25 protein-coding genes are annotated in these 23,319 nt (G+C 70.1%); 24 read left to right on the top strand and 1 reads right to left on the bottom strand.

Annotated features, from left to right (window positions below):
• The first annotated feature begins 7 nt into the window (after positions 1–7).
• From VGV60_14480 to ald, 24 genes are all read left to right on the top strand, one after another.
• Positions 8–616 (top strand): lysophospholipid acyltransferase family protein, encoded by a 609-nt coding sequence (locus VGV60_14480; protein ID HEV8702477.1) that lies wholly within the window; start codon positions 8–10, stop codon positions 614–616.
• A complete protein-coding gene (locus VGV60_14475; GenBank protein HEV8702476.1) occupies positions 613–1,857 on the top strand; it encodes a competence/damage-inducible protein A in 1,245 nt (414 codons plus the stop codon). Before VGV60_14480 ends, VGV60_14475 begins: the two co-directional genes overlap by 4 nt.
• Positions 1,854–2,420, top strand: a complete 567-nt coding sequence (gene thpR / locus VGV60_14470) for an RNA 2',3'-cyclic phosphodiesterase (protein HEV8702475.1) — start codon at positions 1,854–1,856, stop codon at positions 2,418–2,420. The genes VGV60_14475 and thpR overlap by 4 nt, the downstream gene beginning before the upstream one ends.
• On the top strand, positions 2,417–3,016 hold the full coding sequence (plsY, locus tag VGV60_14465; GenBank protein HEV8702474.1) for a glycerol-3-phosphate 1-O-acyltransferase PlsY: 600 nt from the start codon (positions 2,417–2,419) through the stop codon (positions 3,014–3,016). The genes thpR and plsY overlap by 4 nt, the downstream gene beginning before the upstream one ends.
• Positions 3,013–4,014 carry an NAD(P)H-dependent glycerol-3-phosphate dehydrogenase gene (locus VGV60_14460; GenBank protein ID HEV8702473.1) on the top strand — a complete coding sequence of 334 codons (1,002 nt, stop codon included), beginning with the start codon at positions 3,013–3,015 and terminating at the stop codon, positions 4,012–4,014. The genes plsY and VGV60_14460 overlap by 4 nt, the downstream gene beginning before the upstream one ends.
• The gene (locus VGV60_14455) at positions 4,011–4,811 is read left to right on the top strand and encodes a CpsB/CapC family capsule biosynthesis tyrosine phosphatase (protein ID HEV8702472.1); all 801 of its coding nucleotides are present in this window, start codon (positions 4,011–4,013) and stop codon (positions 4,809–4,811) included. Before VGV60_14460 ends, VGV60_14455 begins: the two co-directional genes overlap by 4 nt.
• Positions 4,812–4,989: 178 nt before the next feature.
• The gene (locus VGV60_14450; GenBank protein ID HEV8702471.1) at positions 4,990–5,679 is read left to right on the top strand and encodes a tetratricopeptide repeat protein; all 690 of its coding nucleotides are present in this window, start codon (positions 4,990–4,992) and stop codon (positions 5,677–5,679) included.
• Positions 5,676–6,617, top strand: coding sequence for a signal recognition particle-docking protein FtsY (gene ftsY / locus VGV60_14445; protein ID HEV8702470.1), 942 nt, complete (start codon positions 5,676–5,678; stop codon positions 6,615–6,617). Before VGV60_14450 ends, ftsY begins: the two co-directional genes overlap by 4 nt.
• 29 nt (positions 6,618–6,646) lie before the next feature.
• The gene (gene ribD, locus VGV60_14440; protein HEV8702469.1) at positions 6,647–7,822 is read left to right on the top strand and encodes a bifunctional diaminohydroxyphosphoribosylaminopyrimidine deaminase/5-amino-6-(5-phosphoribosylamino)uracil reductase RibD; all 1,176 of its coding nucleotides are present in this window, start codon (positions 6,647–6,649) and stop codon (positions 7,820–7,822) included.
• A 6-nt stretch (positions 7,823–7,828) separates the two neighbouring features.
• Positions 7,829–8,497: a riboflavin synthase gene (locus tag VGV60_14435; GenBank protein ID HEV8702468.1), complete on the top strand. Its 669-nt coding sequence runs from the start codon at positions 7,829–7,831 to the stop codon at positions 8,495–8,497.
• Entirely contained in the window at positions 8,494–9,741 is a 1,248-nt protein-coding gene (locus tag VGV60_14430; protein ID HEV8702467.1) for a bifunctional 3,4-dihydroxy-2-butanone-4-phosphate synthase/GTP cyclohydrolase II, read from the top strand. Before VGV60_14435 ends, VGV60_14430 begins: the two co-directional genes overlap by 4 nt.
• A gap of 25 nt (positions 9,742–9,766) precedes the next feature.
• Positions 9,767–11,107, top strand: coding sequence for a signal recognition particle protein (gene ffh, locus VGV60_14425; GenBank protein HEV8702466.1), 1,341 nt, complete (start codon positions 9,767–9,769; stop codon positions 11,105–11,107).
• A gap of 14 nt (positions 11,108–11,121) precedes the next feature.
• Positions 11,122–11,370 (top strand): 30S ribosomal protein S16, encoded by a 249-nt coding sequence (gene rpsP, locus VGV60_14420; protein HEV8702465.1) that lies wholly within the window; start codon positions 11,122–11,124, stop codon positions 11,368–11,370.
• Between the two features lie 38 nt (positions 11,371–11,408).
• On the top strand, positions 11,409–11,639 hold the full coding sequence (locus tag VGV60_14415) for a KH domain-containing protein (GenBank protein HEV8702464.1): 231 nt from the start codon (positions 11,409–11,411) through the stop codon (positions 11,637–11,639).
• Positions 11,623–12,207: a ribosome maturation factor RimM gene (gene rimM, locus VGV60_14410; GenBank protein HEV8702463.1), complete on the top strand. Its 585-nt coding sequence runs from the start codon at positions 11,623–11,625 to the stop codon at positions 12,205–12,207. The genes VGV60_14415 and rimM overlap by 17 nt, the downstream gene beginning before the upstream one ends.
• Positions 12,197–12,916, top strand: coding sequence for a tRNA (guanosine(37)-N1)-methyltransferase TrmD (gene trmD / locus VGV60_14405; GenBank protein ID HEV8702462.1), 720 nt, complete (start codon positions 12,197–12,199; stop codon positions 12,914–12,916). The genes rimM and trmD overlap by 11 nt, the downstream gene beginning before the upstream one ends.
• 27 nt (positions 12,917–12,943) lie before the next feature.
• Positions 12,944–13,291, top strand: coding sequence for a 50S ribosomal protein L19 (gene rplS / locus VGV60_14400; GenBank protein HEV8702461.1), 348 nt, complete (start codon positions 12,944–12,946; stop codon positions 13,289–13,291).
• A gap of 3 nt (positions 13,292–13,294) precedes the next feature.
• On the top strand, positions 13,295–13,951 hold the full coding sequence (locus VGV60_14395) for a ribonuclease HII (protein HEV8702460.1): 657 nt from the start codon (positions 13,295–13,297) through the stop codon (positions 13,949–13,951).
• Entirely contained in the window at positions 13,951–17,100 is a 3,150-nt protein-coding gene (locus tag VGV60_14390) for a tetratricopeptide repeat protein (GenBank protein HEV8702459.1), read from the top strand. The genes VGV60_14395 and VGV60_14390 overlap by 1 nt, the downstream gene beginning before the upstream one ends.
• Before the next feature lie 15 nt (positions 17,101–17,115).
• The gene (locus tag VGV60_14385) at positions 17,116–18,441 is read left to right on the top strand and encodes a nicotinate phosphoribosyltransferase (GenBank protein ID HEV8702458.1); all 1,326 of its coding nucleotides are present in this window, start codon (positions 17,116–17,118) and stop codon (positions 18,439–18,441) included.
• Complete coding sequence (locus VGV60_14380) at positions 18,438–19,166, top strand: hypothetical protein (protein HEV8702457.1); 729 nt, start codon at positions 18,438–18,440, stop codon at positions 19,164–19,166. Before VGV60_14385 ends, VGV60_14380 begins: the two co-directional genes overlap by 4 nt.
• 569 nt (positions 19,167–19,735) lie before the next feature.
• Positions 19,736–20,038 carry a hypothetical protein gene (locus VGV60_14375; GenBank protein HEV8702456.1) on the top strand — a complete coding sequence of 101 codons (303 nt, stop codon included), beginning with the start codon at positions 19,736–19,738 and terminating at the stop codon, positions 20,036–20,038.
• Between the two features lie 107 nt (positions 20,039–20,145).
• Positions 20,146–21,642 (top strand): aldehyde dehydrogenase family protein, encoded by a 1,497-nt coding sequence (locus tag VGV60_14370; GenBank protein HEV8702455.1) that lies wholly within the window; start codon positions 20,146–20,148, stop codon positions 21,640–21,642.
• A 43-nt stretch (positions 21,643–21,685) separates the two neighbouring features.
• Positions 21,686–22,798 (top strand): alanine dehydrogenase, encoded by a 1,113-nt coding sequence (ald, locus tag VGV60_14365; GenBank protein HEV8702454.1) that lies wholly within the window; start codon positions 21,686–21,688, stop codon positions 22,796–22,798.
• A gap of 19 nt (positions 22,799–22,817) precedes the next feature.
• Here the strand turns inward: ald and VGV60_14360 are convergent.
• A partial coding sequence (locus tag VGV60_14360) for an HNH endonuclease signature motif containing protein (protein HEV8702453.1) occupies positions 22,818–23,319 on the bottom strand: 502 nt, incomplete at its 5' end.

Genomic DNA, 23,319 nt, shown 5'->3' with positions numbered 1-23,319 from the left:
GAGTCCGATGTTCTACTGGTTCGTGAAGGCCATCTTCTTCCCGTTCGCGCACTTCTACCTCGGCATGACGCGCGACGGCCTCGAGCACCTGCCGCGCCGCGGGCCGGCGATCGTGGTGTCGAACCACGCCTCCTACGTCGACGCGATCCTCCTCGGCACCGCCTCGCCCCGGCCGATTCATTTCCTCGTCCTGCAATGGATGTACGATCTGATCCTGATACGCTGGTTCTACTGGGGCATGGGGACGATTGCGGTGAGCGGCGAGGGCCGGGACTCCAAGGGAATCAAGAGGGCGCTGCGCCTTCTGGCATCGGGGCGCGTCCTGGGAGTGTTCCCCGAGGGATCGCGGAGCTCCGATGGGACGCTGAGCGAGCCGCGCCTCGGGGCGGCCATGATCGCGGCCCTCTCGGGCGCACCGGTGGTGCCGGCCTGGATCGACGGCGCGCGCGACTCGCTGCCGGTGGGCGACTTCTTCCCGAAGCCGGCGCGCATCCACGTGCGTTTCGGCAGGCCGCTCCGTTTCGAGAAGGGGCGCGACGGGGGTGGCCGGGACGCCCTCGGGGTCTTTTCGCGGCAGATGCTCGAAGCCATCCGATGCCTCGAGCCTTCCGCATGAGCGCGCCGGGCGCCGAGCTGATCGCGGTCGGCTCGGAGCTCCTCGAGCCCTGGCGCACCGACACCAACGGCTCCTACCTGGCGCGCGTCCTGGGCGAGCGCGGCATCGCGGTGCGCTTCCGCACCGTGGTGGGCGACACGGTGGACGACCTGGAAGGCGCCTTCCGCGTCGCCCTCGACCGATCCGATCTCATCGTCGCGACGGGAGGATTGGGGCCGACCATCGACGATCTGACGCGCGAGGCGGTCGCGCAGCTCCTCGGCCTGCCACTCGTCCAGGACGAGGCCATCCTCCGGCGGATCGAGGAGCGCTTCCGCCGCCACGGCCTGCCGATGCCGCCTCAGAACCGTCGCCAAGCGATGGTGCCGCAGGGGGCCGAAGTCCTGCCGAACCGGCTGGGGACCGCGCCGGGGTTGTGGATCGCCCGCGGGGCGGCGCGCATCGTTCTCCTGCCGGGAGTGCCCGAAGAGATGCGGCAGATCACGGAGGAGTCGGTCCTGCCGCGCCTGCAGGGATCGGGCGAGCGCTTCGCCCACCGTATCATCAAGATCGCCGGGCTGGCCGAGTCGGAGGTCGATCGCCGCCTGGACGAGGTGGCGCGGGCCGCCGCCCCGGTCGCCTGGACCATCCTGGCGTCGCCGGCGCAGGTCGAGATCCACCTGCGCGAGCGTGTGCCCGCAGGAGGGCGGCCGAAGGGAATCGAACGGATCGATCGCGCCATCGCCGCGGTCCTCGGGGCGCACCTCGCCGCGCGGGACGACGACACGATCGAGGACGTCACCGGACGCCTCCTCGCAAGCCGAGACGCCACCCTCGCAACGGCCGAGTCGCTCACCGGCGGCGGCATCGCCGAGCGGGTGACCCGGATCCCCGGGGCTTCCCGCTATTTTCGCGGCGGAGTCGTCGCCTACGTCGACGAGGCCAAGGGGGCGGTCCTCGGCGTGGATCCGGAGACCCTGCGGGAGCGCGGAGCGGTCAGCCGGGAGACCGCGCTGGAGATGGCGCGCGGGGCGCGGCGACTGTTCGGATCGACCTGGGCGCTGTCGGCCACGGGATACGCGGGTCCGGATGGAGGCGGGCCCGATCGCCCGGTGGGCACCACGATCCTGGGCCTGGTCGGCCCCGGCGTCGAGACGGTCCGCGAGCTGAATTTTCCAGGATCCCGCGACGTCATCCGCGAGCGCTCCTGCCGTTCGGCGCTCGACATGCTGCGTCGCGCCCTTCTGGAGGCGGGGCCGTGAGGCTGTTCGTCGCGGTGGAGCTTCCGCTCTCCCTCCGTCAGCGGCTCGGCGCGGTGCAGGACGCGATGCGGTCGGCGCCTCTGGAGGTGCGCTGGGTGCGTCCGGAGGGGATTCACCTGACCCTGAAATTCCTGGGGGAGACCGAGGACGCTCGCCTGGCGGTGATCGCGGCGGCGCTCGGGGGGGCGGGGCGCGACCTCGCCCCCTTCCGGCTGATGGCCGGAGGGGCCGTCCCGTTCCCGGATCGCGGCACGCCGCGACTGATCTGGACCGAGATCGAAGGCGACCTGGAATCGGTGCGGCGCCTCGCGGCGGCGATCGACCGGGCGATGGCGTCGCTCGGTTTTCCGCCGGAGGGACGCGAGTTCAAGGCGCACCTGACGCTGGGACGCGTGCGCGGCCGATCGCGCGGCGACTGGCGCGCGACCCTCCAGAAGACAGGGGAGCTGGCGCGGGGCGAGTTCGAGGTGCGGGAATACGTGCTGTTCCAGAGCCTGCTGTCGCCGGGCGGGTCGGTCTACACGCCGCTGCAGCGGTTCCCCTTGGAGGCCCGAGCGGCATGATCCTCCTCGTCCTGGTCCTGGCCTTCGCCCTGGGGAGCGTCCCCTTCTCGCACCTGATCGCCAGGCTGCGCGGCGTCGACCTTCGATCGGTCGGCAGCGGCAACATCGGCGCGACGAACCTGGCCCGGGCGCTCGGGTACGGGGCCGGAGCTCTCGGTCTCATCCTGGACGCGGTCAAAGGAGCGGCGGCCGTGATCGTGGCCCGCAGCCTGCTGGGGGACGCAGCGACTCCGGCGATCCAGGCGCTGGCCGCGCTCCTGTCGGTGGCCGGCCACGCGTTCACCCCCTGGCTCGGATTCCGCGGAGGCAAGGGCGTGGCGACCGGAGCGGGGGCGTTCGCAGCCCTCGCCCCCGCGGCGATCCTGTGGGCGCTCCTGGTCTTCGTGGTCGCCGTCTCGGTCGGCCGCATGGTCTCGCTCGCCTCGGTCCTCGCGGCCGTCGCTCTCCCTGTCTCGGCCCACTTCACAGGCGCGCCGCGCCCGGTGACCGCCGCGGCCGGCGCCGTCGCGGCCCTGGTCATCGTGCGGCATCGGGACAATCTGGCGCGGCTCGTCCGGGGGACCGAGAGCCGGCTGGGCATGGGGGGAGGAGCGTGAAGGCCGCCGCCGTCCTGGGAGCGGGCTCGTGGGGAACGGCCTTGGCGCTCCACCTGGCGCGGACCGGTACTTCTACGCGCCTGTGGGCCCGGGACGGGGCCGCCGCGGATCGGCTGCAGAGGGAGCGCCAGAACGGAGAGTACCTGCCAGGGCACCATTTCCCCGAGGGGCTCAGGGTGACCGGCCGTCTCGACGAGGCGCTGGCCGGGGCGGGGCTCGTGATCTTCGTGGTGCCGGCGCAGTGGAGCCGGCCGGTCTACCTGGACGCCGCGCCCCACCTGGAGGCGGCGGCCGACCTGGTGATCGCCTCGAAGGGGATCGAGCAGCAGAGCCTGCTCCTGCTTTCGGACGTGCTGGGCCAGGCGGCCGGCGAGGCGGCGGGCCGGCGGGCCGCGGTCCTTTCCGGGCCGAGCTTCGCCGCGGAGGTCGCGCGCGGCGACCCGACCGCCGTCGTCCTCGCCGGGACGGACCCGCGGGCGGCGGAGCGGGTGCAGGCCGTCCTGTCCCAGGCCAACCTGAGGGTCTACAGGAACGCCGACCGCGTGGGTGTCGAGCTGGCCGGCGCCCTGAAAAACGTGGTCGCCATCGCCACCGGCATCTCCGAAGGCCAGGGATTCGGGTCGAACACGCGCGCCGCCCTGATCACCCGCGGCATGGCCGAAATGTCCCGCCTGGGGACGCGCCTGGGAGGGCGGCCCGAGACGTTCGCCGGTCTCGCCGGCGCGGGGGACCTGATCCTGACCTGCACCGGCACGCTGAGCCGCAATCGTTCCGTGGGGCTCGAGGTCGGGCGGGGGCGCCGGCTGGAGGACGTCCTGGCCGGCATGCGCATGGTGGCCGAGGGGGTCGCGACGACGCGCGCGGCGGTGGCGCTCGCGCGGCGCGCTGGCGTCGACATGCCGATTGCCGAGCAGGTGCACGCCGTCCTCTTCGAGGGCCGGGACGCGCGTGACGCCGTGACCGGACTCCTGGCGCGGCCGCTCAAGGAGGAAGCGTGATCGATCTGCACAATCACCTGCTCCCCGGGATCGACGACGGGGCGAAGAAGGTCGAGGAGACGCTGGAATTCCTCCGGATCGCGCGGCGGGACGGGGTCCGCGTGGTCGTCGCCACGCCGCACATGAAGCCGGGGGTCTACGACAACGAGCGCGACACGATTCTGCAGAGAGTGGCCATGGTGCGCGAGGCCGCCCGGGGGGACGAGGCACAAGGCGTGGAGCTCCTGCCCGGCGCCGAGGTGTACTTCACCGCCGATCTGGCCGCCCGCGCCAGGGCCGGCGCCCTGATGACCGTGGGGGATCGCGGCCGATACCTGCTTCTGGAGCTGCCGTACCAGCAGAGTCCGATGCACGTCGACGACACCATCTTCCAGCTGCGTCTCCTGCGCATCACCCCCCTGATGGCGCATCCCGAACGCGTGGCCTATTATCTCGAGGACATCGACCGGGTTGCCGCCTCCGTCCGTCTCGGAGCGCTCACGCAGGTGACCGCGTGCTCTCTCACCGGAAAGTTCGGCGACAAGGCGCGCGTCTTCGCGCTCGCCATGCTGGGGCGCAACCTGGTTCATGTCCTCGCCACCGACAGCCACGACGTGCGTTACCGCCCTCCCGTCCTGTCGGAGGGCTTCCGGGCGGCCGCCGCCGTCCTCGGCGAGACCCGCGCGCGCCGCCTGGTGCAGGACATCCCCCAGGCCATCCTCGACGGCCAGGACGTCGAAGTCGAGGAGGCGGTGGCGCCGCCGCGGCGCGGCATGATGGCCCGCCTGGGATCTCTCTTCGCCCGGCGGCGCCCCTAGGAGTGTGTCCGAGTATCGGGCCGGGTCGCGTTCCGGAGGCCGTGGGGCCGAATACTCGGGCACACTCCTAAGGCATCCAGGGCATCCGCGGTTTACAAAAGTCATTGAATTTGATAGGATTACACGCTCTTGTCCGGTGCAAATCGGCGCGCACCGGCGCTTGCGGGCGGGGAGCCTCTTGAATTCAATCCGTGGTGTTCCGGGCCGATCGGCCGCGATCCTCGCGGCCCTCCTCCTGCTCTGCGCGGCGATCCCTTCGTTCGCGCGGCCGCGGACGGCGAGGCAGGACGAAGCGCAGCGCCAGCTCCGTCTCTCCCGCATCCAGGTCGAGCAGGGGAAGACGCAGGAGGCGCTGGAGTCGGTCAAAACGGCGATCAAGCTCGATCCCGGGTACGCGGACGCCCACTACTATCTCGGCTTCATCCGCTACCAGCTGAGCGAATACCAGCCGGCCGCGAAATCGTTCAAGAAGGCGATCAAGCTGAACCCATACTTCACCGACGCCCACAATCACCTGGGCCTGGTCTACCGGGAGCTGCAGGAGTACGACAAGGCGCTCGACGAGTTCCACATCGCGCTCAACGACAAGTCGTACCGCTCGCAGGAGAAGATCCACTTCAACATCGGCCACCTCTATCTCGCCCGCAAGATGTACCCGGAGGCGATCGCCAGTTTCCAGAAGGCGGTCCAGCTGAGCCCGGCCTACCTGCGCGGCATCCTGGGGCTCGGCACCGCGTACGCCCGCTCCGGGCAGAAAGGGCTGGCGGAGAAGGAGCTGCAGAAGGTCGTCGCCCTCGACCCCGACTCTCCCGAAGCCGCGGAGGCCCGCCAGCTGCTCGGCCTGAAGGTGAAGCAGGCAGGCTCATGACCGCGTCGGAGTCGCCGCAAGCCGCCGGACACCTCGAGCGCCTGCGACAGGGGCTGCGCCGCACGCGGGAAGGGATCCTGGGAAAAATCGGCGCGCTGATCCGGGGAGAGGCGCCGGCGCGCGACTGGACGGGTGACCTGGAAGCGGCGCTGATCCAGGCCGACCTCGGGCCGAGGGCCGCGAGCCGGATCGTGGCCGCGGTGACCGCCGCCTCGTCGGCCAGGGTCCCGCCCTCGTGGGAGGGCGTGCGGGACGCGGCGCGCCGCGTGCTGCGCGAGATCCTGGCGGCCGGGCCACCGCTCCCCGAGCCGGCGCGGCCGCCTCGCGTGATCCTGGTGGTCGGAGTGAACGGCGGCGGCAAGACGACGACCGCCGCGAAGCTGGCGCGACGGCTGCGCGCCGAGGGAAAGAGCGTCGTGCTGTGCGCGGCCGACACGTTTCGCGCCGGCGCCGGAGAGCAGCTTCGCGTGTGGGCCGAACGGGTCGGCGCCGGATTCGTGGGGCACCGGCCGGGGGCGGATCCGTCGGCCGTGATCTTCGATGCGGCGGCCGCCGCCGTGGCGCGCGGCGCCGACGCGCTGATCGTCGACACCGCGGGGAGGCTCCACACCCAGGACCCGCTGATGCGCGAGCTGGAGAAGATCGTGCGGGTCGTGGGACGGCGCGTCGAGGGGGCGCCGCACGAGGTGCTCCTGGTCCTGGACGCGACCACCGGCCAGAACGGCGTGAACCAGGCGCGGCAGTTCATGGACGCGGCGCGGGTCAACGGTCTCGTCCTGACCAAGGTCGACGGCACCGCCAAGGGGGGCGTGGCCGTGCGCATCGTGCAGGAGCTCGGCATTCCGCTGCGCTACGTGGGCGTAGGGGAAGGGCCGGACGACCTGGTCGACTTCGATCCGGACGAGTTCCTGGAAGGGCTGCTGCCCTCCGCCGCATAGGGAGGGACGTCCCCGGCGGAGGTGTGTTGATGAAAAGGACGTTGGGGCGCCCGCGGACCGCACGGGACGACAGGCGGTATCTCCGGATGGCCCTGGGCCTCGCGGCCAGGGGCGAGGGCCAGACGGCCCCCAACCCGATGGTCGGGGCGATCCTGGTCCGCGGCGGTCGCGTGGTCGGCGAGGGGTATCACACCCGGGCCGGCGCGCCGCACGCCGAGGCGGTGGCCCTGGCGCAGGCCGGGTCGCGGGCGCGCGGCGCGACGCTGTACGTGAACCTGGAGCCGTGCTGCCACTTCGGGCGCACGCCGCCGTGCGTGGACTCGATCCTGGCCGCGGGCGTCGGGCGGGTGGTGGCGAGCCTCGAGGATCCCGACCCGCGGGTCCGGGGGAAGGGGTTCAGGGCGCTGCGCGCGGCCGGCACGAGGGTCCTGGTGGGCCCGCTGGCGCGCGAGGCGCGGAGGCTGAACGAGAGCTTCCTGAGGCGCGTCGTCGCCGGCCGGCCGTTCGTGACACTCAAGGCCGGGATGAGCCTCGACGGACGGATCGCCACCCGGACCGGCGAGTCGAAGTGGATCACGTCGCCGGCGGCGCGGGCCGCGGCGCGGGAGCTGCGGGCGGAGCACGAAGCGGTCCTGGTCGGCGTGAACACGGTGCTTCGCGACGATCCCCGCCTGTCGGCGCGGGGGGCGCGGCGGCCCGGCAACGGCTCGGGGCCGCGCGTCGGTGACGGGGGCGGCCAGCCGGTGCGCGTGGTCCTCGACACCCGTTTGCGGACGCCGCCGGGAGCGCGGATCCTGGCCGACGGCGCGGGGCCGGTGATCGTCGTCACGCTGCGGGGCGCGCCGCGGGCGCGGCGCCGCAAGCTCGAAGCGGCCGGGGCGCTCGTCGTCGAGGTGGGCGGCCGCGACGGCCACGTCAGTCTGGAGAAGGCGCTCCGGGAGCTGGGGCGCCGCGGCATCAGCAGCGTGCTCGTCGAGGGGGGATCGGAGGTCCTCGGCTCGGTCCTGGACGACCGGATCGGCGACCGGCTCGTGCTGTTCGTGGCGGGACGGGTCCTGGGCGGGCGCGGGGCGCTGCCGGCCTTCGGAGGGCGGGGCTCGGCGCGCCTGCGTGATGCGCCGCGGCTGCGCGAGGTCAGGGTGCGAACTCTCGGCCGCGATCTGAGGATCGACGGCCGGCTGGTGTTCCCGCGCGGGCGGGGCTGAGGAGACATGTTCACGGGGCTGGTGGAATCGACCGGAAGGGTCCAGGGGATCGAGCGGCACGGGGACGAGGCGCGCCTGCGCGTCGAGGCGTCGTTCTCCCCCGATCTGCATCGAGACGAGAGCGTCGCCGTAGACGGCGTCTGCCTGACCATCGTCCGGCGGACCGGCCGGTGGTTCGAGGCGATCGTCTCCCCCGAGACGCTGGCGCGCACCACGCTCGGCCTGAAGACCGCCGGCGACCGGGTGAATCTGGAGCGCGCGCTCCGCCTCGGCGATCGACTCGGCGGGCACCTGGTGCAGGGGCACGTGGACGGCGTGGGGATCGTGGAGTCGGTCCGTCCGGAAGGCGGCGGATCGAGGGTCGGCATCGGGTTTCCGGCGGCCCTCGCGGAGTGCATCGTCCTGAAGGGCTCGATCGCCGTGGACGGGGTGAGCCTGACGGTCGCGTCCCGCGGACGGCTCTCCTTCGAGGTCGCCCTGATCCCGGAGACGCTGGCCGTCACGCGCCTCGGCGAGTATGCCGCCGGCACGCCGGTCAATCTGGAAGTGGACATGATGGGACGATATGTGGTCGAGTATCTGAAGGGACGGCAGCCCGCGGGCCGGCCGCATCCCGCCGTGACCCGGGAGCACCTCGTCCGGCACGGATTCATGCGAGAGGACCAGGCGCCATGAGCAGGGGCGGGAACGGCAGGGGCGGTAACGGCAAGACCGGCCCGCATTTCGCGGCGATCGAGGACGCCATCCGCGAGTTCGCGGCGGGGCGCTTCCTGATCGTCGTCGACGACGAGGACCGCGAAAACGAAGGGGACCTGACGATTGCGGCCGAGAAGGTCACGCCGGAGGGGATCAACTTCATGGCCCGCTACGGGCGCGGCCTGATCTGCATGCCGATGACCGAAGAACGGCTCGAGGAGCTGGACATTCCTCTGATGGTGAAGGACAACACCTCCCCCTACAACACGGCCTTCTGCGTCTCCATCGAGGCGAAGCGGAACGTCTCGACCGGGATCTCGGCGGCCGACCGGTCGCACACCGTGAAGGTGGCGATCGATCCGCGCACGCGGCCGGGCGACTTGACGCGCCCCGGGCACATGTTCCCCCTGAGGGCGCACCGGGGCGGGGTGCTCAAACGCGCGGGACAGACGGAATCCGCGGTCGACCTGGCGCGCCTCGCCGGGCTGTACCCGGCGGGCGTCATCTGCGAGATCATGAACGACGACGGCACGATGTCCCGCCTTCCCGACCTGGTGGAGTTCTCGAAGCGTCACGGCATCCTGATGATCACCGTGGCCGACCTGATCGCCTACCGGATGCGCAACGAGAGCCTGGTGCACCGCGTGGCGCAACCGGTCCTGCCGACCATGGACGGCGAATTCCGCCTCGTGGCGTACCGCAGCAGCATCGAAAAGAAGACGCACCTGGCGCTGGTGCTGGGGGACATCCAGCCGGAGGACAAGGTCCTGGTCCGGGTCCATTCGGAGTGCATCACGGGGGATGTGTTCGGCTCGCTGCGCTGCGACTGCGGGGCGCAGCTCCGGAGGGCCATGGAGATCATCGCCCGGGCAGGCCAGGGCGTGATCATCTACCTGCGGCAGGAGGGGCGCGGCATCGGCCTGATCAACAAGCTGCGCGCCTACGAGCTGCAGGACCGGGGCCGGGACACCGTGGAGGCCAACCACAAGCTCGGGTTCAAGGCCGACCACCGCGACTACGGCATCGGCGCCCAGATGCTGCGCGACCTGGGATGCCACAGGATCCGCGTCCTGACCAACAACCCCGGCAAGTTCAGCGCGCTGCGGGGCTACGGGCTGGAGATCGTGGAGCGTGTCCCACTGGAAGTCGCGCCGAACGAGAACTCCCGCCGATACTTGAAGACCAAGAAGGAGAAGATGGGCCACCTGTTGTCGCTCGTCTGAGCGGCCGGGTCCCGCGCCAACGTCCATGTTTGACGCCCTCGCTGAACGACTGCAGACCACCTTCCGCAAGCTCCGCGGCCACGGTCACCTGACCGAGAGCGAGATCCGGGAGGGCGTGCGGGAGATCCGCACGGCGCTCCTGGAGGCGGACGTCGACCTCGAGGTCGTCCGGGAGTTCGGCGAAGCCGTGCGTCGGCGCGCGACCAGCGAGGAGATCCTGAAGAGCCTGACGCCGGGCCAGCAGGTGATCAAGATCGTGCGCGACGAGATGGTCGCCATCCTGGGGGAGGGAAGCGACGCGACCCTCGCGCGGTCGGCGCGGCCCCCCTCGGTCTTCATGATGGTCGGTCTGCAGGGCTCGGGAAAGACCACGACCAGCGCCAAGCTCTCGCGGTTCCTCAAGGGCCAGGGCAAGACACCGCTCCTGGTTCCCGCCGACGTGCGTCGTCCCGCCGCGGTCGAGCAGCTCCGCGTCCTGGGCCAGCAGATCGGCGTGGCAGTCGCCGACGCCCCGCCCGGCGCGAACGCGGTCGAGGTCTGCCGGGCGGCGCTCAAGGAATCGCGGCTGGTGGGCCGCGAGCCGCTCATCGTCGACACGGCCGGGCGGCTGCACATCGACGAGGAGCTGATGGCGGAGCTCGAGGCCCTCAAGGCCGAGCTCGCGCCGGCCGAGATCCTGTACGTCGCCGACGCCATGACCGGCCAGGACGCCGTGCGCTCGGCGGGCGCCTTCCATGCCCGCCTGGGGCTGACCGGCGTCATCCTCTCGAAGGCGGACGGCGACTCGCGGGGCGGCGCCGCCCTGTCGATCCGCAAGGTCCTGGGCGTGCCAATCAAGTTCCTCGGCGTCGGAGAGCACACGGACAACCTGGAAACGTTCCACCCCGATCGCATGGCGTCGCGCATCCTGGGGATGGGGGACGTGCTGACGCTCATCGAGAAGGCGGAGGCGGTGGCCACGCGGGAGGAAGCCGGGGCCCTGTCGCGGCGCCTGAAGTCGAGCGAGCTGACGCTTCAGGACCTGGCCGAGCAGCTCGACAAGGTGAAGAAGCTCGGCTCGCTGCGGCAGATCGTGGAGATGCTGCCCGGGGCCGGGATGCTCAAGGACATGCCGCTCGATGAGAAGGAGATCCTGCGCACGCGCGCGATCATCTCGTCCATGACCCCCGGCGAGAGGCAGCGGCCCGAAATCATCGACGGCGGGAGGCGGCTGAGGATCGCCCGCGGATCGGGCACGTCGGTCGCGGACGTCAACCGGCTCTTGAAGCAGTTCAAGCAGATGCGCAAGATGATGAAGACCATGGCGCGCGGCGGCCCGGCCATGCGCTCCGGGATGTTCGGTGCCGCGCGAGGCTTTCGACGCTAAAGGGAGGTGACGGAGTGCTGGTCATTCGATTGTGCAGGGCGGGATCCAAGAACAAGCCATTCTTCCGCGTCGTGGTGTCCGAGTCGGCGCGCACGCCGCGCTCGAGAATCACCGAGCAGATCGGCTACTACGACCCGAAGAGGAAGCCGGAGGTGGTGAAGATCGACGTCGCCAAGGCGGACACCTGGATGAAGAAGGGGGCCCATGCCTCCGACACGGTGCGCCGGCTCCTCGAGAGGGCGCGCGAAGCGCCGGCCTCCTGATGGACGATCGATCGGGAGAGCGGGCGGCCGGCCCCGACATCAAGGTCTGGGTGGAGGCAATCGGGCGCGACCTCGTGGACCACCCCGAGGCGGTCGCGGTGTCCACGTTCGAGGAGGACGGCGTGACCGTGTTCGAGCTCACCGTCGACCGGTCGGAGCTGGGGCGGGTCATCGGCCGCCAGGGGCGCACCGCGGAAGCGATTCGGACCTTGCTGGAGGCGGCGGGGGCCCGGCACGGGGCGTATTACGACTTTGAAATCGTCGACTGAAGACCCGGCGCCTCTCCGTCCGGGAAACGAGACCGGGGTCCTGGTGGCGACCGGCCTCAGGCTGCGCGGCGCCCTGGGGAGCCTGACGGCCCGCCTGGTGCCGGGCGGCATCGACCAGCTCGAGGGCCGGGACTGGGTCCTTGTCGGACGGGGCGGCGGGGACCAGAAAAGACTCCGCGTCGAGAAACATTCGAGTTACGGGGACCGGCTCGTGCTGAAGTTCCTCGGAGTCGACTCGGCAGAGGCCGCCGCCGCGTTCGTCGGGCAGGATATCTTGATACCCTGCAACGGGTTGGTTGATCTCCCGGAGGGCAGCTACTATATTTTTCAACTGGTCGGCCTGACCGTCCGAACGCGCGCCGGGCGCACGATTGGCAGGGTGCGCGACGTCGTGCCGACGGGCGGAACCCCGCTCCTGGCGATCGAGCCGGACGCAGGGGAAGGGGCGGGGACGCACGAGCCGATTCTCATGCCGGCCGCGCGCTCGATTTGCACGGCCATTGACCCGGCATCCGGGTGGATCACCATCGATCCCCCCGAGGGCCTGCTGGAACTGTATGGACTTTGACATCATCACGGCGTTCCCGGGCATGTTCGCCGGCCCGCTGTCGCAGAGCATCGTCAAGCGCGCCTCGGACAGGGGCCTGATCGAGGTCCGCCTGCACGATCTGCGCGAGTACGCCACGGACCGGCATCGCAGGATCGACGACGTGCCGTACGGAGGAGGGGGAGGCATGGTGCTCATGCCGGGCCCGCTGTTCAGGGCCGTGGAGGCGATCAGGGAGAATCACCCGGCGTCCCCCTCGCGCACCATCCTGCTCTGTCCCCAGGGCACGCGCTACGACCAGGCGCAGGCGCAGCGGCTCTCGGAGTTCCGACGTCTGATCCTGATCTGCGGCCACTACGAAGGGGTGGACGAGCGCGTGCGCGAGCACCTGGTGGACGAGTCGATCTCGATCGGCGATTACGTTCTCACGGGCGGCGAGATTCCGGCCATGGTCCTCGTGGACAGCCTGACGCGCCTTCAGCCGGGGGCGCTGGGCGACGAGGAGGCCGCGGCGCGCGACTCGTTCTGCCAGGACGGATTCGATTATCCCCATTACACGCGGCCGGCGGATTTTCGCGGGCTCCAGGTCCCCGAGGTCCTGCTCTCGGGGCACCACGAGAACATCGCTGCGTGGCGCAAGAACCGGGCGCTCGTCGCCACGGCCCGGAAGCGACCCGATCTCCTGAAAGCCCGGACCCCTCGCAAGGCCGGGGCGACCCAGGAACACTGAGCCAACGAGCGCACGGAGGCAGCCGTCATGGATTTCGTCAGACTGATCGAGCAGAACGAAATGAAGGAGAACCCCCCGGTCTTCCGGGTGGGCGACGCGGTCAAGGTCCACGTCAAGGTGAAGGAAGGCGACAAGGACCGGATTCAGGTGTTCCAGGGCATGGTGATCGCCATGAAGGGCGGCGGTCCGGGCAGCATGTTCACGGTGCGCAAGATCTCCGACGGCATCGGTGTGGAGCGCATCTTCCCGCTGCACTCGCCGATCATCGGCAAGATCGAAGTCGTGCGGCGCGGCCGGGTCCGCCGGGCCAAGCTGTACTACCTGAAGGGCCGCAAGGGAAAGGCGGCGCGCATCGAAGAGGAGACGCAGGGCTAGGAGATGCAGGGACGCCCTGCCGGTTGGCGCCACGAGCGTCGGCTGTACGCCGACGGGTTCCGGTCCGTGGCGGGTGTCGACGAGGTCGGGCGCGGGTGCCTGGCCGGTCCGGTGGTGGCGGGGGCGGTGGTCCTCGACCGGCGGAGGTGGGTGCGCGGGCTCCGCGATTCGAAGCTCCTGCCGGCCCCGGAGCGCGGGCGCCTCGCGCGGCTGATCGCCGGACGCGCGGTCGCGTTCGCCCTGGGCGTGGTGGATCCGGATGAGATCGACCGGACCGACATCCTGCGGGCCACGCTTCTCGCGATGCAGAGGGCGGTGGGGGCTCTCAGCGTGCGGCCGGACTACGTGCTGGTGGACGCTCTGACGATTCCGGGAATCGGAATTCCGCAGGGAGGCCTGGTGCACGGGGATCGGATCTCGGCCTCGATCGCGGCGGCCTCGATCGTCGCGAAGTTCTATCGCGACGAGATGATGCAGTCGTTCCACTCCCTGTACCCCGCCTACGGTTTCGACCGGCACAAGGGCTACGGCACGCCCGACCATTACGACGCGCTGCGCCGCTTCGGCCCGACGCCGCTGCACCGCTCCACCTTCCGCGGCGTGCGTGCCGGGGCTCCCGCCGGCCTGCCGTTTCCCGCGGCCGCGGAGCGGGTGAGCTGATGGCCTTCGACCGCGCCAAGGCGCTCGCCAACGCAGAGAAATCGGTCAAGGCCGGCAAGATCCCCGAAGCCATCGCCGAGTACAGGAAGCTCGCCGAGGACAACAGCCGCGACATGGGGGTGATCAACAAGCTGGGCGACCTGTGCGTCCGCGCGGGAAAGAACCAGGACGCCATCCGCTACTTCCTGCGCATCGCCGAGTACTACGCCGCCGATGGCTTCTTCCTCAAGGCGATCGCGATGTACAAGAAGATCAGCAAGCTCGATCCGGCGAACATCGACTGCCTGCAGAAGCTGGCGGGGCTGTACCAGCAGCAGGGCCTGACCATCGAAGCGAAGGCCCAGTACCTCGCGGTGGCGGACCGCCATGTCAAGAGCGGGCAGGTCAAGAAGGCGCTCGAAGTCTTCCCCAGGATCCTGGAGATCGAGCCGGACAACATCAAGGTCCGCATGTCCTACGCCGACATGCTGGTGCGCTCGGGAAGCGTGCCGGAGGCGGGCCGGGAGTTCCGCGTGGTCGCACAGGAGCTGGCGAAGAAGGGGATGCTCGACGAGGCGATCAAGGTGGCGCAGAAGGGGACCAAGCTGGTCCCGGGCGACGCCGACATGATGAGTCTCGTCCTGTCGCTCACAAAGGAAGCGGAGAGGAGCCCCGGTGAACTCCTGGCCACCGTCGTCCAGGTCGCCAAGGCGAACGGCGACAATCCGAGATCGCTCGCGCTCCTGGGGGAGGCATACCTGGCGGCCGGCAAGACAGCGGACGCGGAGAAGGTCTTCCAGAAGCTGCGGGGAATGAAGGACGCGCCGCCCGAGGTCGCCGCGGCGGTGGCGCGCTTCTACATCTCGAAGGACGACGCGGACTCGGCGCTCGACTGGGTGTCCCGGGCGGCCGAGGGATATCTCGCCGCTTCGAAGGCGACCGACGGAACGGGCCTGCTGGACGAATACCTGCGCGCGTTTCCCAACCACCCGGGCGGCCTGGAGAAGAAGGCCGCCATCGCCGAGGGGGCGGGGGACAAGCCGGCCCGCTTCGAGGCGCTCCTCGGGCTCGCGGAGGTGCGGCTGCACGCGGGCGACGCCGGCGGGGCCGCCGGCTTCATCACGCAGATGCAGGGCGTCGATCCGCAGCATCCGAAGTGCGCCGAGCTGCTCGAGCGCGTGACTCACCTCAAGGGCGGCGTGGCGAAAGCCGCGCCGGCCAGGGGGGCTGCGCCCGCTCGACCGGCGCCCGCGGCGGTGCAGGACATCCAGGAAGGGGCCCTCGTGCTCGACGAGTCCACCCCCATCGAGGTCGAGGAGGAGGACGAGGCGGAGGCCGAGGAGGAGACCTCCGGCGCCGACGCGCTCGGAGACGTGGAGGACGAGGTCGGCCCCCACAGCAGGATCCAGGACATGGCGGCCGAGCCGGACGAGGAGGGGATCGAGGCCGAGGACGAGGACTTCATCAGCGAGCACTTCACCGAAGCGGAGGTGTTCGTCAAGTACGGACTGCTCGAGAAGGCCAAGGAGCAGCTCCTCAAGATTCTCGCCAAGTACGAGAGGCACATCCCGTCGCACACCAAGCTGAAGGAGATCTACTACGAGGAAGGCGACAAGGAGAAGGCGGTCTCCGAATGCCTGACCCTCGCGAACATCCTGAAGACCAAGAACCGGGCGGAGGAGGCCCAGGATCAGCTCAACGAGGCGATCCGCATCGACCCGAACAATCCGCGCCTGCGCCAGCTCACGGTTCAGCCCGCGTCCCCCTCCGCGCCGGCGGGAGAGGACAAGGGCCCGCCGCCTGCGGCCAAGGCGCCCGCGGCGAAGCGCGCGCCGGAGAGGGCCGCCGCCGCGCCACCGGCGAAGCCGGCACGGCCCGACATGCCCGCTCCGAAGGCGGTCCGGCCCGCCCCCGCGCCCGCCCCCGAGCTCGAGATCGAGGAGATGGACACGGTCGGCGATCTGGAGATCGAACCGACCGCCCAGCCGGAAGCTCCCGAGGCGGTCGTCGAAGCGGAGCCCGACGATTCCGGGCTCGAGCTCGAAATCGAGATGCCGGACGAGCCCGCCCCGACGAAACCGGCCGTCACTCCTCCCGCACCGCGTCCCGCCCCCGCGTCCCGCACGGCCGCGGCGCCGGCGCCCGCGAAGGTCGAGGAGGAGACGCCGGAGGACATGGCGGGGGGCATGTCCCTGGGAGATCTCGGCGACGAGTTCACGATCGAGGTCGAGGACGTGGGCTCGCCCGCCCCGGTTCCCGCCGGCTCGGACCAGACGGCCGCCGTCGCGGCGATCGGCAGCCGCGATCCCGATGCCGAGAAGCTGGGGGAGGTTGATTTCTACATCGACCAGGGACTCCTGGAAGAGGCGCGCGCCGTCCTGTTCCAGCTCCAGAAGCAGCACCCCGGAAGCCAGGAGGTGGCGCAGCGCTTCGAGCGCGCCAACCGCCCCGTGATCGAGATCCCGCCGCCCGCCGCGCGGGCTCCGGAGCCGGGCGGACTCGACCTGGACGTGGAGCGCGCCTTCGGCGCCCAGACCATGGTCATTCAGGCGCCGCGGGTGGCTCCTCCGGCGGAGGTGCCGCGCGCCGCCAGGGCGAAACCGGTGTTCCGCGTCGAGAAGCAGCAGGAGATGGCCGACGGCGATTTCTTCGATCTGGCCGGCGAGCTCGATCGCAGCCTGGCGGAGGCGCAAGTGGCGGTGGACACGCAGGACCAGGAATCGCTCGAGGGGCCGGGGCACAGCATCGACGAGATCTTCCGCGCCTTCAAGAAAGGCGTCGAGCAGCAGGTCGATTCGCAGGACTACGAAACGCATTACAACCTGGGGATCGCCTACAAGGAAATGGGGCTGGTGGACGAGGCGATCGGAGAGTTCCAGTACGCCGCGCGCGATCCGGGAAGGATGGTCGAGTGCTGCGGTATTCTCGGCCTCTGCTTCCGTGAGAAGGGCATGCCGCAGCTGGCGCTGAAGTGGTACCAGAAGGGGCTGGACACGCCGAGCCTGGGGGAGCACGAAGCGATCGGCCTGCGCTACGACATCGCCGAGGTGCACCGGGAACAGGGCGAGTACAAGAAGGCCATGCATACCTTTTCCGAGGTGTACGGCATGGACTCGACGTACCGCGACGTCGCCGCAAAAATCAAGGAATTGAAGAAGCTCCTGGGCTGACCGCGGGAGGATCGAGTGCGACCTGCCCGTCCTCGCGCGGCGCGTCCCGTCCGGGTCACCGGCGTCGAGCCGGGCGCCCTGCGCGCCGGGTATTACAGCGATTCCTATTTCCTGCAGGCGGCGTGCATCCTGAGACTGAGCGCCGGCGCGGGGGAGCGGTTCGCGGGAAGGCCCCTGGCCCTCCGCGGCCCGGCGGATGGGATCGCGCGGCACGTGCCGGGGAATGCGGTCGTCGAGATGCAGTACTTCGCGCGCCGCGCCCCGCGTTTCCTCGCCGCCGGCATCGGTCCGGCGCTCGGGATTCTGCGGGACGGCCTGCCGGCGCCGCGCCGCGGACCGTCCGCGACTTGGTCGCGCCCCGCCGCGCGCGCGCTTCCCGAAGGGAGCCTGGCGCGCCCCCGCCAGCCGGTCCTCGTGGTGCGCGGCCGGTACCGCGATTTCGCCCATCTCGAGACGCCCATGCTGGGCGTTCTGGCGCGCTGCAGCCGGGTCGCCACGAATGTCTATGAGGCGCTGGTCGCGGCCCGGGGGAAGCCGATCCTCTTCTTTCCTGCCCGCTTCGATCTGCCGCAATGCCAGCCCCTGGACGGCTATGCCTACGGCGTGGCCCTCCAGGCGTACGCCAGGTCGACGGGACGCGTGGTGCCGGCGCACGTCTCGACCGACGCCCAGGGGATGCTCTGGGGACAGCGCGGCGGCGGCACCATGCCGCACGCGTTCGTGCTGTGCTTCCTGGGGGACACGGCCGAGGCGACCCTGGCGCTCTGCCGGCACATGCCGACCCGGATCCTGCGCGTCGCCCTGGTCGACACGACGAACGATTGCGCGGGGGAGGCGGTGCGCACGGCGCGTGGCCTGTTCGCGGAGCGCCTGCGCCTGCTGCGTGCCGGGCGCCGCGCCGAGGCGGCGCGCCACGTGCTGCACGCGGTGCGCATCGACACCGCGCAGGATCTGAAGGACCGGAGAGTGCCGTCCTCCTCCGATCCGCGACGGGAGCGCGGCGTGACGCCCGTGCTCGCGCGCATCGTGCGCCGGGCCCTCGACGACGCGCCCGCCGGCCTGGGTCTCGCGGGTCGGTGGCGTCGCGAGGCGGAGCGCTACTTCCGGGGCGTGCGCATCGTGGCGACCGGGGGCTTCACGCGCGAGAAGATCCGGTACTTCGAGAGCGAGCGGGCCCCTGTCGACGTCTACGGCATCGGCTCCGCCCTGCTGCGCGGCGACGCGAACGAGTACACGGCCGACGTGGTGCGCGTGCGTGTCGGCGGACGCTTCGTCGTCGCCAGCAAGACCGGACGGCGTCCGGGCGACTTTCGGGGTCTCCTCCCGGCGAGGCTGGGGTGAGGCGGCGGGGAACCGGACGGCCGCCGGCGATCGTCGTGCTCCGCCGCCTCCGTGCCGTGAAGGGCCTGAAGGTCGTCAAGCGCCTGTCCTCTTCGGGGCCGGGATTCCTGACACTCGATCGCTTCCTCGTGCGCAACCTCTATCGCGACGGCCGGATCTCCCCGCCGTATCGGTCCGAGGTCCTGCATCGCCGGGGTCTCGACGCCGTGGCGATCCTGCCGTTCTTCTTCGCGGGTCGTCCACGCAGGATGATGGTGATCTGCAAGACCGGCTTCCGCCCCGGCCTGTTCACGCGATCGAGTCTGCCGCTGCCGGTGCGCGACCGCCGGCCCTACCTGTCGATGATCGAAGCGGTCGCGGGGAGCCTGGAGCCCGGAGATCGGGGGGAGGCCGGAGTCTCCGCCCGTGCCCGCGCCGAGCTTCTGGAGGAGACAGGCCTGAGACCGATCGCAGGAAGGACGATCCGGCTGGGAGGGGGATTCTTCCCGTCGCATGGCCAATCGACCGAAAAAATACATCTGAGAGCCTTCCGCGTCGATCCGCGGCGGCAAATGGCCGAGGCAGGGGACGGATCGGTGAATGAGGCGGATTCCGGGACGATAGCCATCGAAGCCGGGCGGATCCTCGACATGTGCCGCCGGGGACTCATCGAAGACCCGAAGCTGGAGATCGGCGTCTCGCGCCTCCTGCGGCTCCAGGGGCGGATCGCCACACGTAAACCCTGAATGGCAGGCCCGATCCTCCGGTTCTGTCCTCCGGCGGACAGCAACTGACCACTTTTGACACAGCCAACGTCAGGGACCTGGCGGCATGTCCACTCTCCTGACGCAATTCAAATCGATGCAAACAAGAGAGATCGTCGAAGCGACGCGGAGCCGCGTCAAAACGCCGTTGTGGAAATGGAAGAGAAGCCCCTGATCACTTTGATCATGGCGAATCGATTCCTCGCCCAAGTGCAACCAGAGCGGCACTTACGCATTCCGACGGAGCCCAGCTCCCGGTTTCCTGATGTATCGGCATGAAGTTTGCTATCTGAATTGGTGCGATTCGGGATGCTCGGACAATATCTATAAGGAAAATAAATGCCCGTATCACTCATGCGCTCCGGCAGCCGGTGTTTGGACCCCAATTTCCCCACGCTTTGTGATTCCTTCCCCCCGTCGTACGCAGATGGCAGAGAGCTCGGCAATACCGGCTGCCGGGGCGCTCGAGAAGGCGATCCCATCGGGAGGGAACGTCCTCTGGATTTCGTGACCGCGCCCCTCGACAGACGGGGTACGGAGAGGAGCTTTCGATGCTGAAGAGTGTGAGGCCGGCACGGCCCGCCTCCGATTCCGATCCGTTCGACGCGCTGGTGGGCGCCGGCGGCGGGGCGATTCTCTGGGCGGGCCAGGGAAGCATGCACGCGCGGGAGGGAGACCTGTTCGGCGCGCTGCAGAGCTTCGAGCGTGCCCTCGAATGCGACATCGACTGTGTCGAGGCCTGGACCGGGCTTTCCGAAGTCTTCGAGAGGATGCAGGATCGCCGGCGCGCGGCGGCCTGCCTGGAAGTCGCCCGGCGCATCCGCACCGCTTCCGCACGCGAACACACCGCCTGATCGTCCGACCGATTCCTCTCCCGTTCCTTGACAGGGCCGGGGGCGTTTGCTAGCATCACCCTCCCGTCACGTCCCAACGAACAGGAACCACAGGCCTTACCCTCGACATGGCCGAGCCGAAAGCCTACAGAAACTTCATCGACGGCGAGTGGGTCGAAGCGGCGACCCGCGAAACGTTCGAGGACCGGAACCCCGCCGACAAGAGCGAGGTGATCGGCACCTTCCAGAGCTCGGCCCAGGCGGACGTGGACGCGGCCGTCGAATCGGCCCGCAAGTCCTCCCGCCGCTGGCGCCAGGTGCCGGCCCCCAAACGCGCCGAGTACCTGTTCCGGATGGGCGAGATCCTGCTGCGGCGCAAGGAAGAGTACGCCCGGGAGATGACGCGCGAAATGGGAAAGCCCCTGCGCGAGGCGCGCGGGGACGTCCAGGAAGCGATCGACGTCTGCTATCACATTGCGGGCGAGGGACGGCGGCTGCACGGCTACACCACGCCGTCCGAGCTGCCGAACAAGTCCTGTCATGCGGTGCGCGCGCCGGTGGGCGTGTGCGGGCTGATCACGCCCTGGAATTTCCCCATCGCGATTCCATCCTGGAAGCTCATCCCCGCCCTGGTCTGCGGCAATACGGTCGTGATCAAGCCGGCCAGCGAGGCCCCGCTCTCCGCGTACCATCTGGTCAAGGTCTGCCAGGAGCTGGGGATCCCGAGAGGTGTGGTCAACTTCGTGACCGGAGGGGGAGAGGGGGTCGGCGCGCCGCTGTCGCGTCATCCCGGAGTGGCGCTCATCTCCTTCACCGGGTCGTCCGAGACGGGACGGCAGGTGAACCTGGCGTGCGCCGACACGTTCAAGCGCGTGGCCCTCGAGATGGGCGGCAAGAACGCCATGATCGTCCTCGAGGACGCGCGGCTGGACCTGGCCGTCGAGGGGGCCGTCTGGGGCTCCTTCGCGACGGCCGGCCAGCGCTGCACCGCGACCAGCCGGGTCATCGTCCACAAGAAGATCCTGAAGGAATTCGTCGACCGGCTGGTGGAGCGGGCCGCGGCCCTCAAGATCGGGGACGGCCTGGACGAGTCGGTCGACGTCGGGCCGGTGATCAATGAGTCGCAGCTGAAGAAGGTGATGGACTACGTCCAGGTGGGCCGGGACGAGGGGGCCGACCCGGTCCTGGGCGGGGTGCGCCTGACCAAGAACGAGTACGGCCGGGGGTATTTCTTCCCGCCGACCATTTTCACCGGCGTCACCCGCGGCATGCGCATCGCGAAGGAGGAGATTTTCGGGCCGGTCGTGTGTGTGCTGGCGGCCGACGGGCTCGACGACGCTCTGGAGATCGCCAACGACACGCTGTACGGGCTGTCCTCCTCGATCTACACGCAGGACGTGAACAAGGCGTTCACGGCGGTGCGCGACCTCGAGACCGGGATCGCCTACGTCAATTCCTCCACCATCGGCGCCGAGACGCACCTGCCGTTCGGCGGCATGCGCCGGAGCGGCAACGGCCACCGCGAGGGGGCGGCGCACACCGCGATCGAGATTTTCTCCGAGTGGAAGACGGTGTATGTGGACTACTCCGGCAAGCTTCAGAAGGCCCAGATCGACAACAATTGAGGGCCGTCCCTTCTGGCGGGACGGGACGCAGCGAGGCTTCAGGATGCAGGTCGGCGTTCCGACGGAGATCAAGGACCACGAGTACCGCGTCAGCCTGGTTCCCGCCGGCGTCCACGCGCTGGTGCAGGCCGGCCACCAGGTCCTGGTCCAGGACGGCGCGGGCCTGGGAAGCGGCATCGACAACGCGGCCTACCAGGCGGCCGGGGCGGTGATCGTCACGGACGCGGCCGCCGTCTACCGTCGCGCCGACCTCGTCCTCAAGGTGAAGGAGCCTCTGGAGGAGGAAATTCCGGCCTTGCGCCGGGGACAGATCCTGTTCACCTACCTCCACCTCGCGCCGCAGGCGCGCCTGACGCGCGCCCTGGTGGACTCCGGCGTCACCGCCATCGCCTACGAGACGATCACCGACGGCAACGGCCACCTGCCGCTGCTGACGCCGATGAGCGAGGTCGCGGGCCGCATGTCGATCCAGGTCGGCGCGTTCTATCTTCAGAAGACGCTCGGTGGCCGGGGCATCCTGCTGGGGGGCGTGCCGGGCGTTCCGCCCGGGGACGTCGTCATTCTCGGGGGCGGCACGGTCGGCATCAACGCGGCGATGATGGCGCTCGGCCTCGGGGCGCGGGTGACTATCGTCGATCGGTCCCTGCCGCGCCTCCGCGACCTGGACCAGATCTTTCACGGCCAGGTGGTGACGATCTACTCCACCGGCGCCTACATCGCCGAATCGGTGCGGCGCGCGGATCTGCTGATCGGCGCGGTCCTCGTCCCCGGGGACGCCGCCCCGCGCCTGGTCACACGCGACATGGTCGGCACGATGAAGAAAGGGGCGGTGATCGTGGACGTCGCCGTGGACCAGGGAGGGTGCATCGAGACCACCCGGCCGACCACGCACTCCTCGCCGACCTACGAGGTGGACGGGGTCATCCATTACTGCGTCGCCAACATGCCGGGTGCCGTGCCGCGCACCTCGACCTTCGCCCTCACCAACGCGACACTCGCCTATGTCCTGCGAATCGCCAACCGCGGCTTCCAGGACGCGGTGGCGGTCGACCCCAGCCTGCGCGCCGGCGTCAACCTCCTCGACGGGAAGGTGACGCACGAGGCGGTGGCCCGCTCGCAGGGCCTGCCGTACGTGGCCCTCGAGAGCCTTCTCTAGCCGGCACTCCTCCCGGCGTTCATTCGGATCGCATTTCACGGGCGCGCGATCCGGCCGCTGATCCGCTTGTTGGCGCGACCACCCGCCGCTCGTTGCGATACCAGACCCCGAGGTCCTTCTTCCCGAGCCTCCACAGGATGCCGAGCGGCGCCTTGCCGCGGCAGGACGCCAGCTCGCCGTGCTCTCCCTGGTAGTGATGGAAGTGGCACACGCAGATGCGATTGTCGAGCCCGTCGCCGCCAAGCTGGGAGCGGTAGACGACGTGGTGGTCGTCGAGGTTCTTGCGCGAGGTGCAGCCGGGGGCGGTGCATCGCCATCCGGCGCGGGAATAGACCGGGTCGCCAGGACGCTTCGGTGCGCCGGCCGGGGCGCGGGCGACGCGGTGCGGCGGGTCCCAGGTGAGGACGAAGTCCTCGAGGAGCGCCAGGAGGCCGACCCAGGCCGGCACGCGGCGGGAGCGGACGGAAAACGTCCGGGCTGCCACCATGGACGGCGCGGCGTGAGGATCCGGCCACGGTTCG

It is taken from the genome of Candidatus Polarisedimenticolia bacterium, assembly GCA_036001465.1.
Classification (GTDB): domain Bacteria; phylum Acidobacteriota; class Polarisedimenticolia; order Gp22-AA2; family Gp22-AA2; genus Gp22-AA3.
Note: the sequence above shows the minus strand (reverse complement) of the source record. Positions and strands in the feature narration are given on the sequence as shown.

Excerpts from the sequence above, each read along its gene's own strand:
- VGV60_14480 (HEV8702477.1), top strand. The coding sequence starts at position 8 with ATGTTCTACTGGTTCGTGAAGGCCATCTTCTTCCCGTTCGCGCACTTC.
- VGV60_14475 (HEV8702476.1), top strand. The coding sequence starts at position 613 with ATGAGCGCGCCGGGCGCCGAGCTGATCGCGGTCGGCTCGGAGCTCCTC.
- plsY (HEV8702474.1), top strand. The coding sequence starts at position 2,417 with ATGATCCTCCTCGTCCTGGTCCTGGCCTTCGCCCTGGGGAGCGTCCCC.
- ftsY (HEV8702470.1), top strand. The coding sequence starts at position 5,676 with ATGACCGCGTCGGAGTCGCCGCAAGCCGCCGGACACCTCGAGCGCCTG.
- ribD (HEV8702469.1), top strand. The coding sequence starts at position 6,647 with ATGAAAAGGACGTTGGGGCGCCCGCGGACCGCACGGGACGACAGGCGG.
- VGV60_14435 (HEV8702468.1), top strand. The coding sequence starts at position 7,829 with ATGTTCACGGGGCTGGTGGAATCGACCGGAAGGGTCCAGGGGATCGAG.
- VGV60_14430 (HEV8702467.1), top strand. The coding sequence starts at position 8,494 with ATGAGCAGGGGCGGGAACGGCAGGGGCGGTAACGGCAAGACCGGCCCG.
- ffh (HEV8702466.1), top strand. The coding sequence starts at position 9,767 with ATGTTTGACGCCCTCGCTGAACGACTGCAGACCACCTTCCGCAAGCTC.
- trmD (HEV8702462.1), top strand. The coding sequence starts at position 12,197 with ATGGACTTTGACATCATCACGGCGTTCCCGGGCATGTTCGCCGGCCCG.
- rplS (HEV8702461.1), top strand. The coding sequence starts at position 12,944 with ATGGATTTCGTCAGACTGATCGAGCAGAACGAAATGAAGGAGAACCCC.
- VGV60_14395 (HEV8702460.1), top strand. The coding sequence starts at position 13,295 with ATGCAGGGACGCCCTGCCGGTTGGCGCCACGAGCGTCGGCTGTACGCC.
- VGV60_14390 (HEV8702459.1), top strand. The coding sequence starts at position 13,951 with ATGGCCTTCGACCGCGCCAAGGCGCTCGCCAACGCAGAGAAATCGGTC.
- VGV60_14375 (HEV8702456.1), top strand. The coding sequence starts at position 19,736 with ATGCTGAAGAGTGTGAGGCCGGCACGGCCCGCCTCCGATTCCGATCCG.
- VGV60_14370 (HEV8702455.1), top strand. The coding sequence starts at position 20,146 with ATGGCCGAGCCGAAAGCCTACAGAAACTTCATCGACGGCGAGTGGGTC.
- ald (HEV8702454.1), top strand. The coding sequence starts at position 21,686 with ATGCAGGTCGGCGTTCCGACGGAGATCAAGGACCACGAGTACCGCGTC.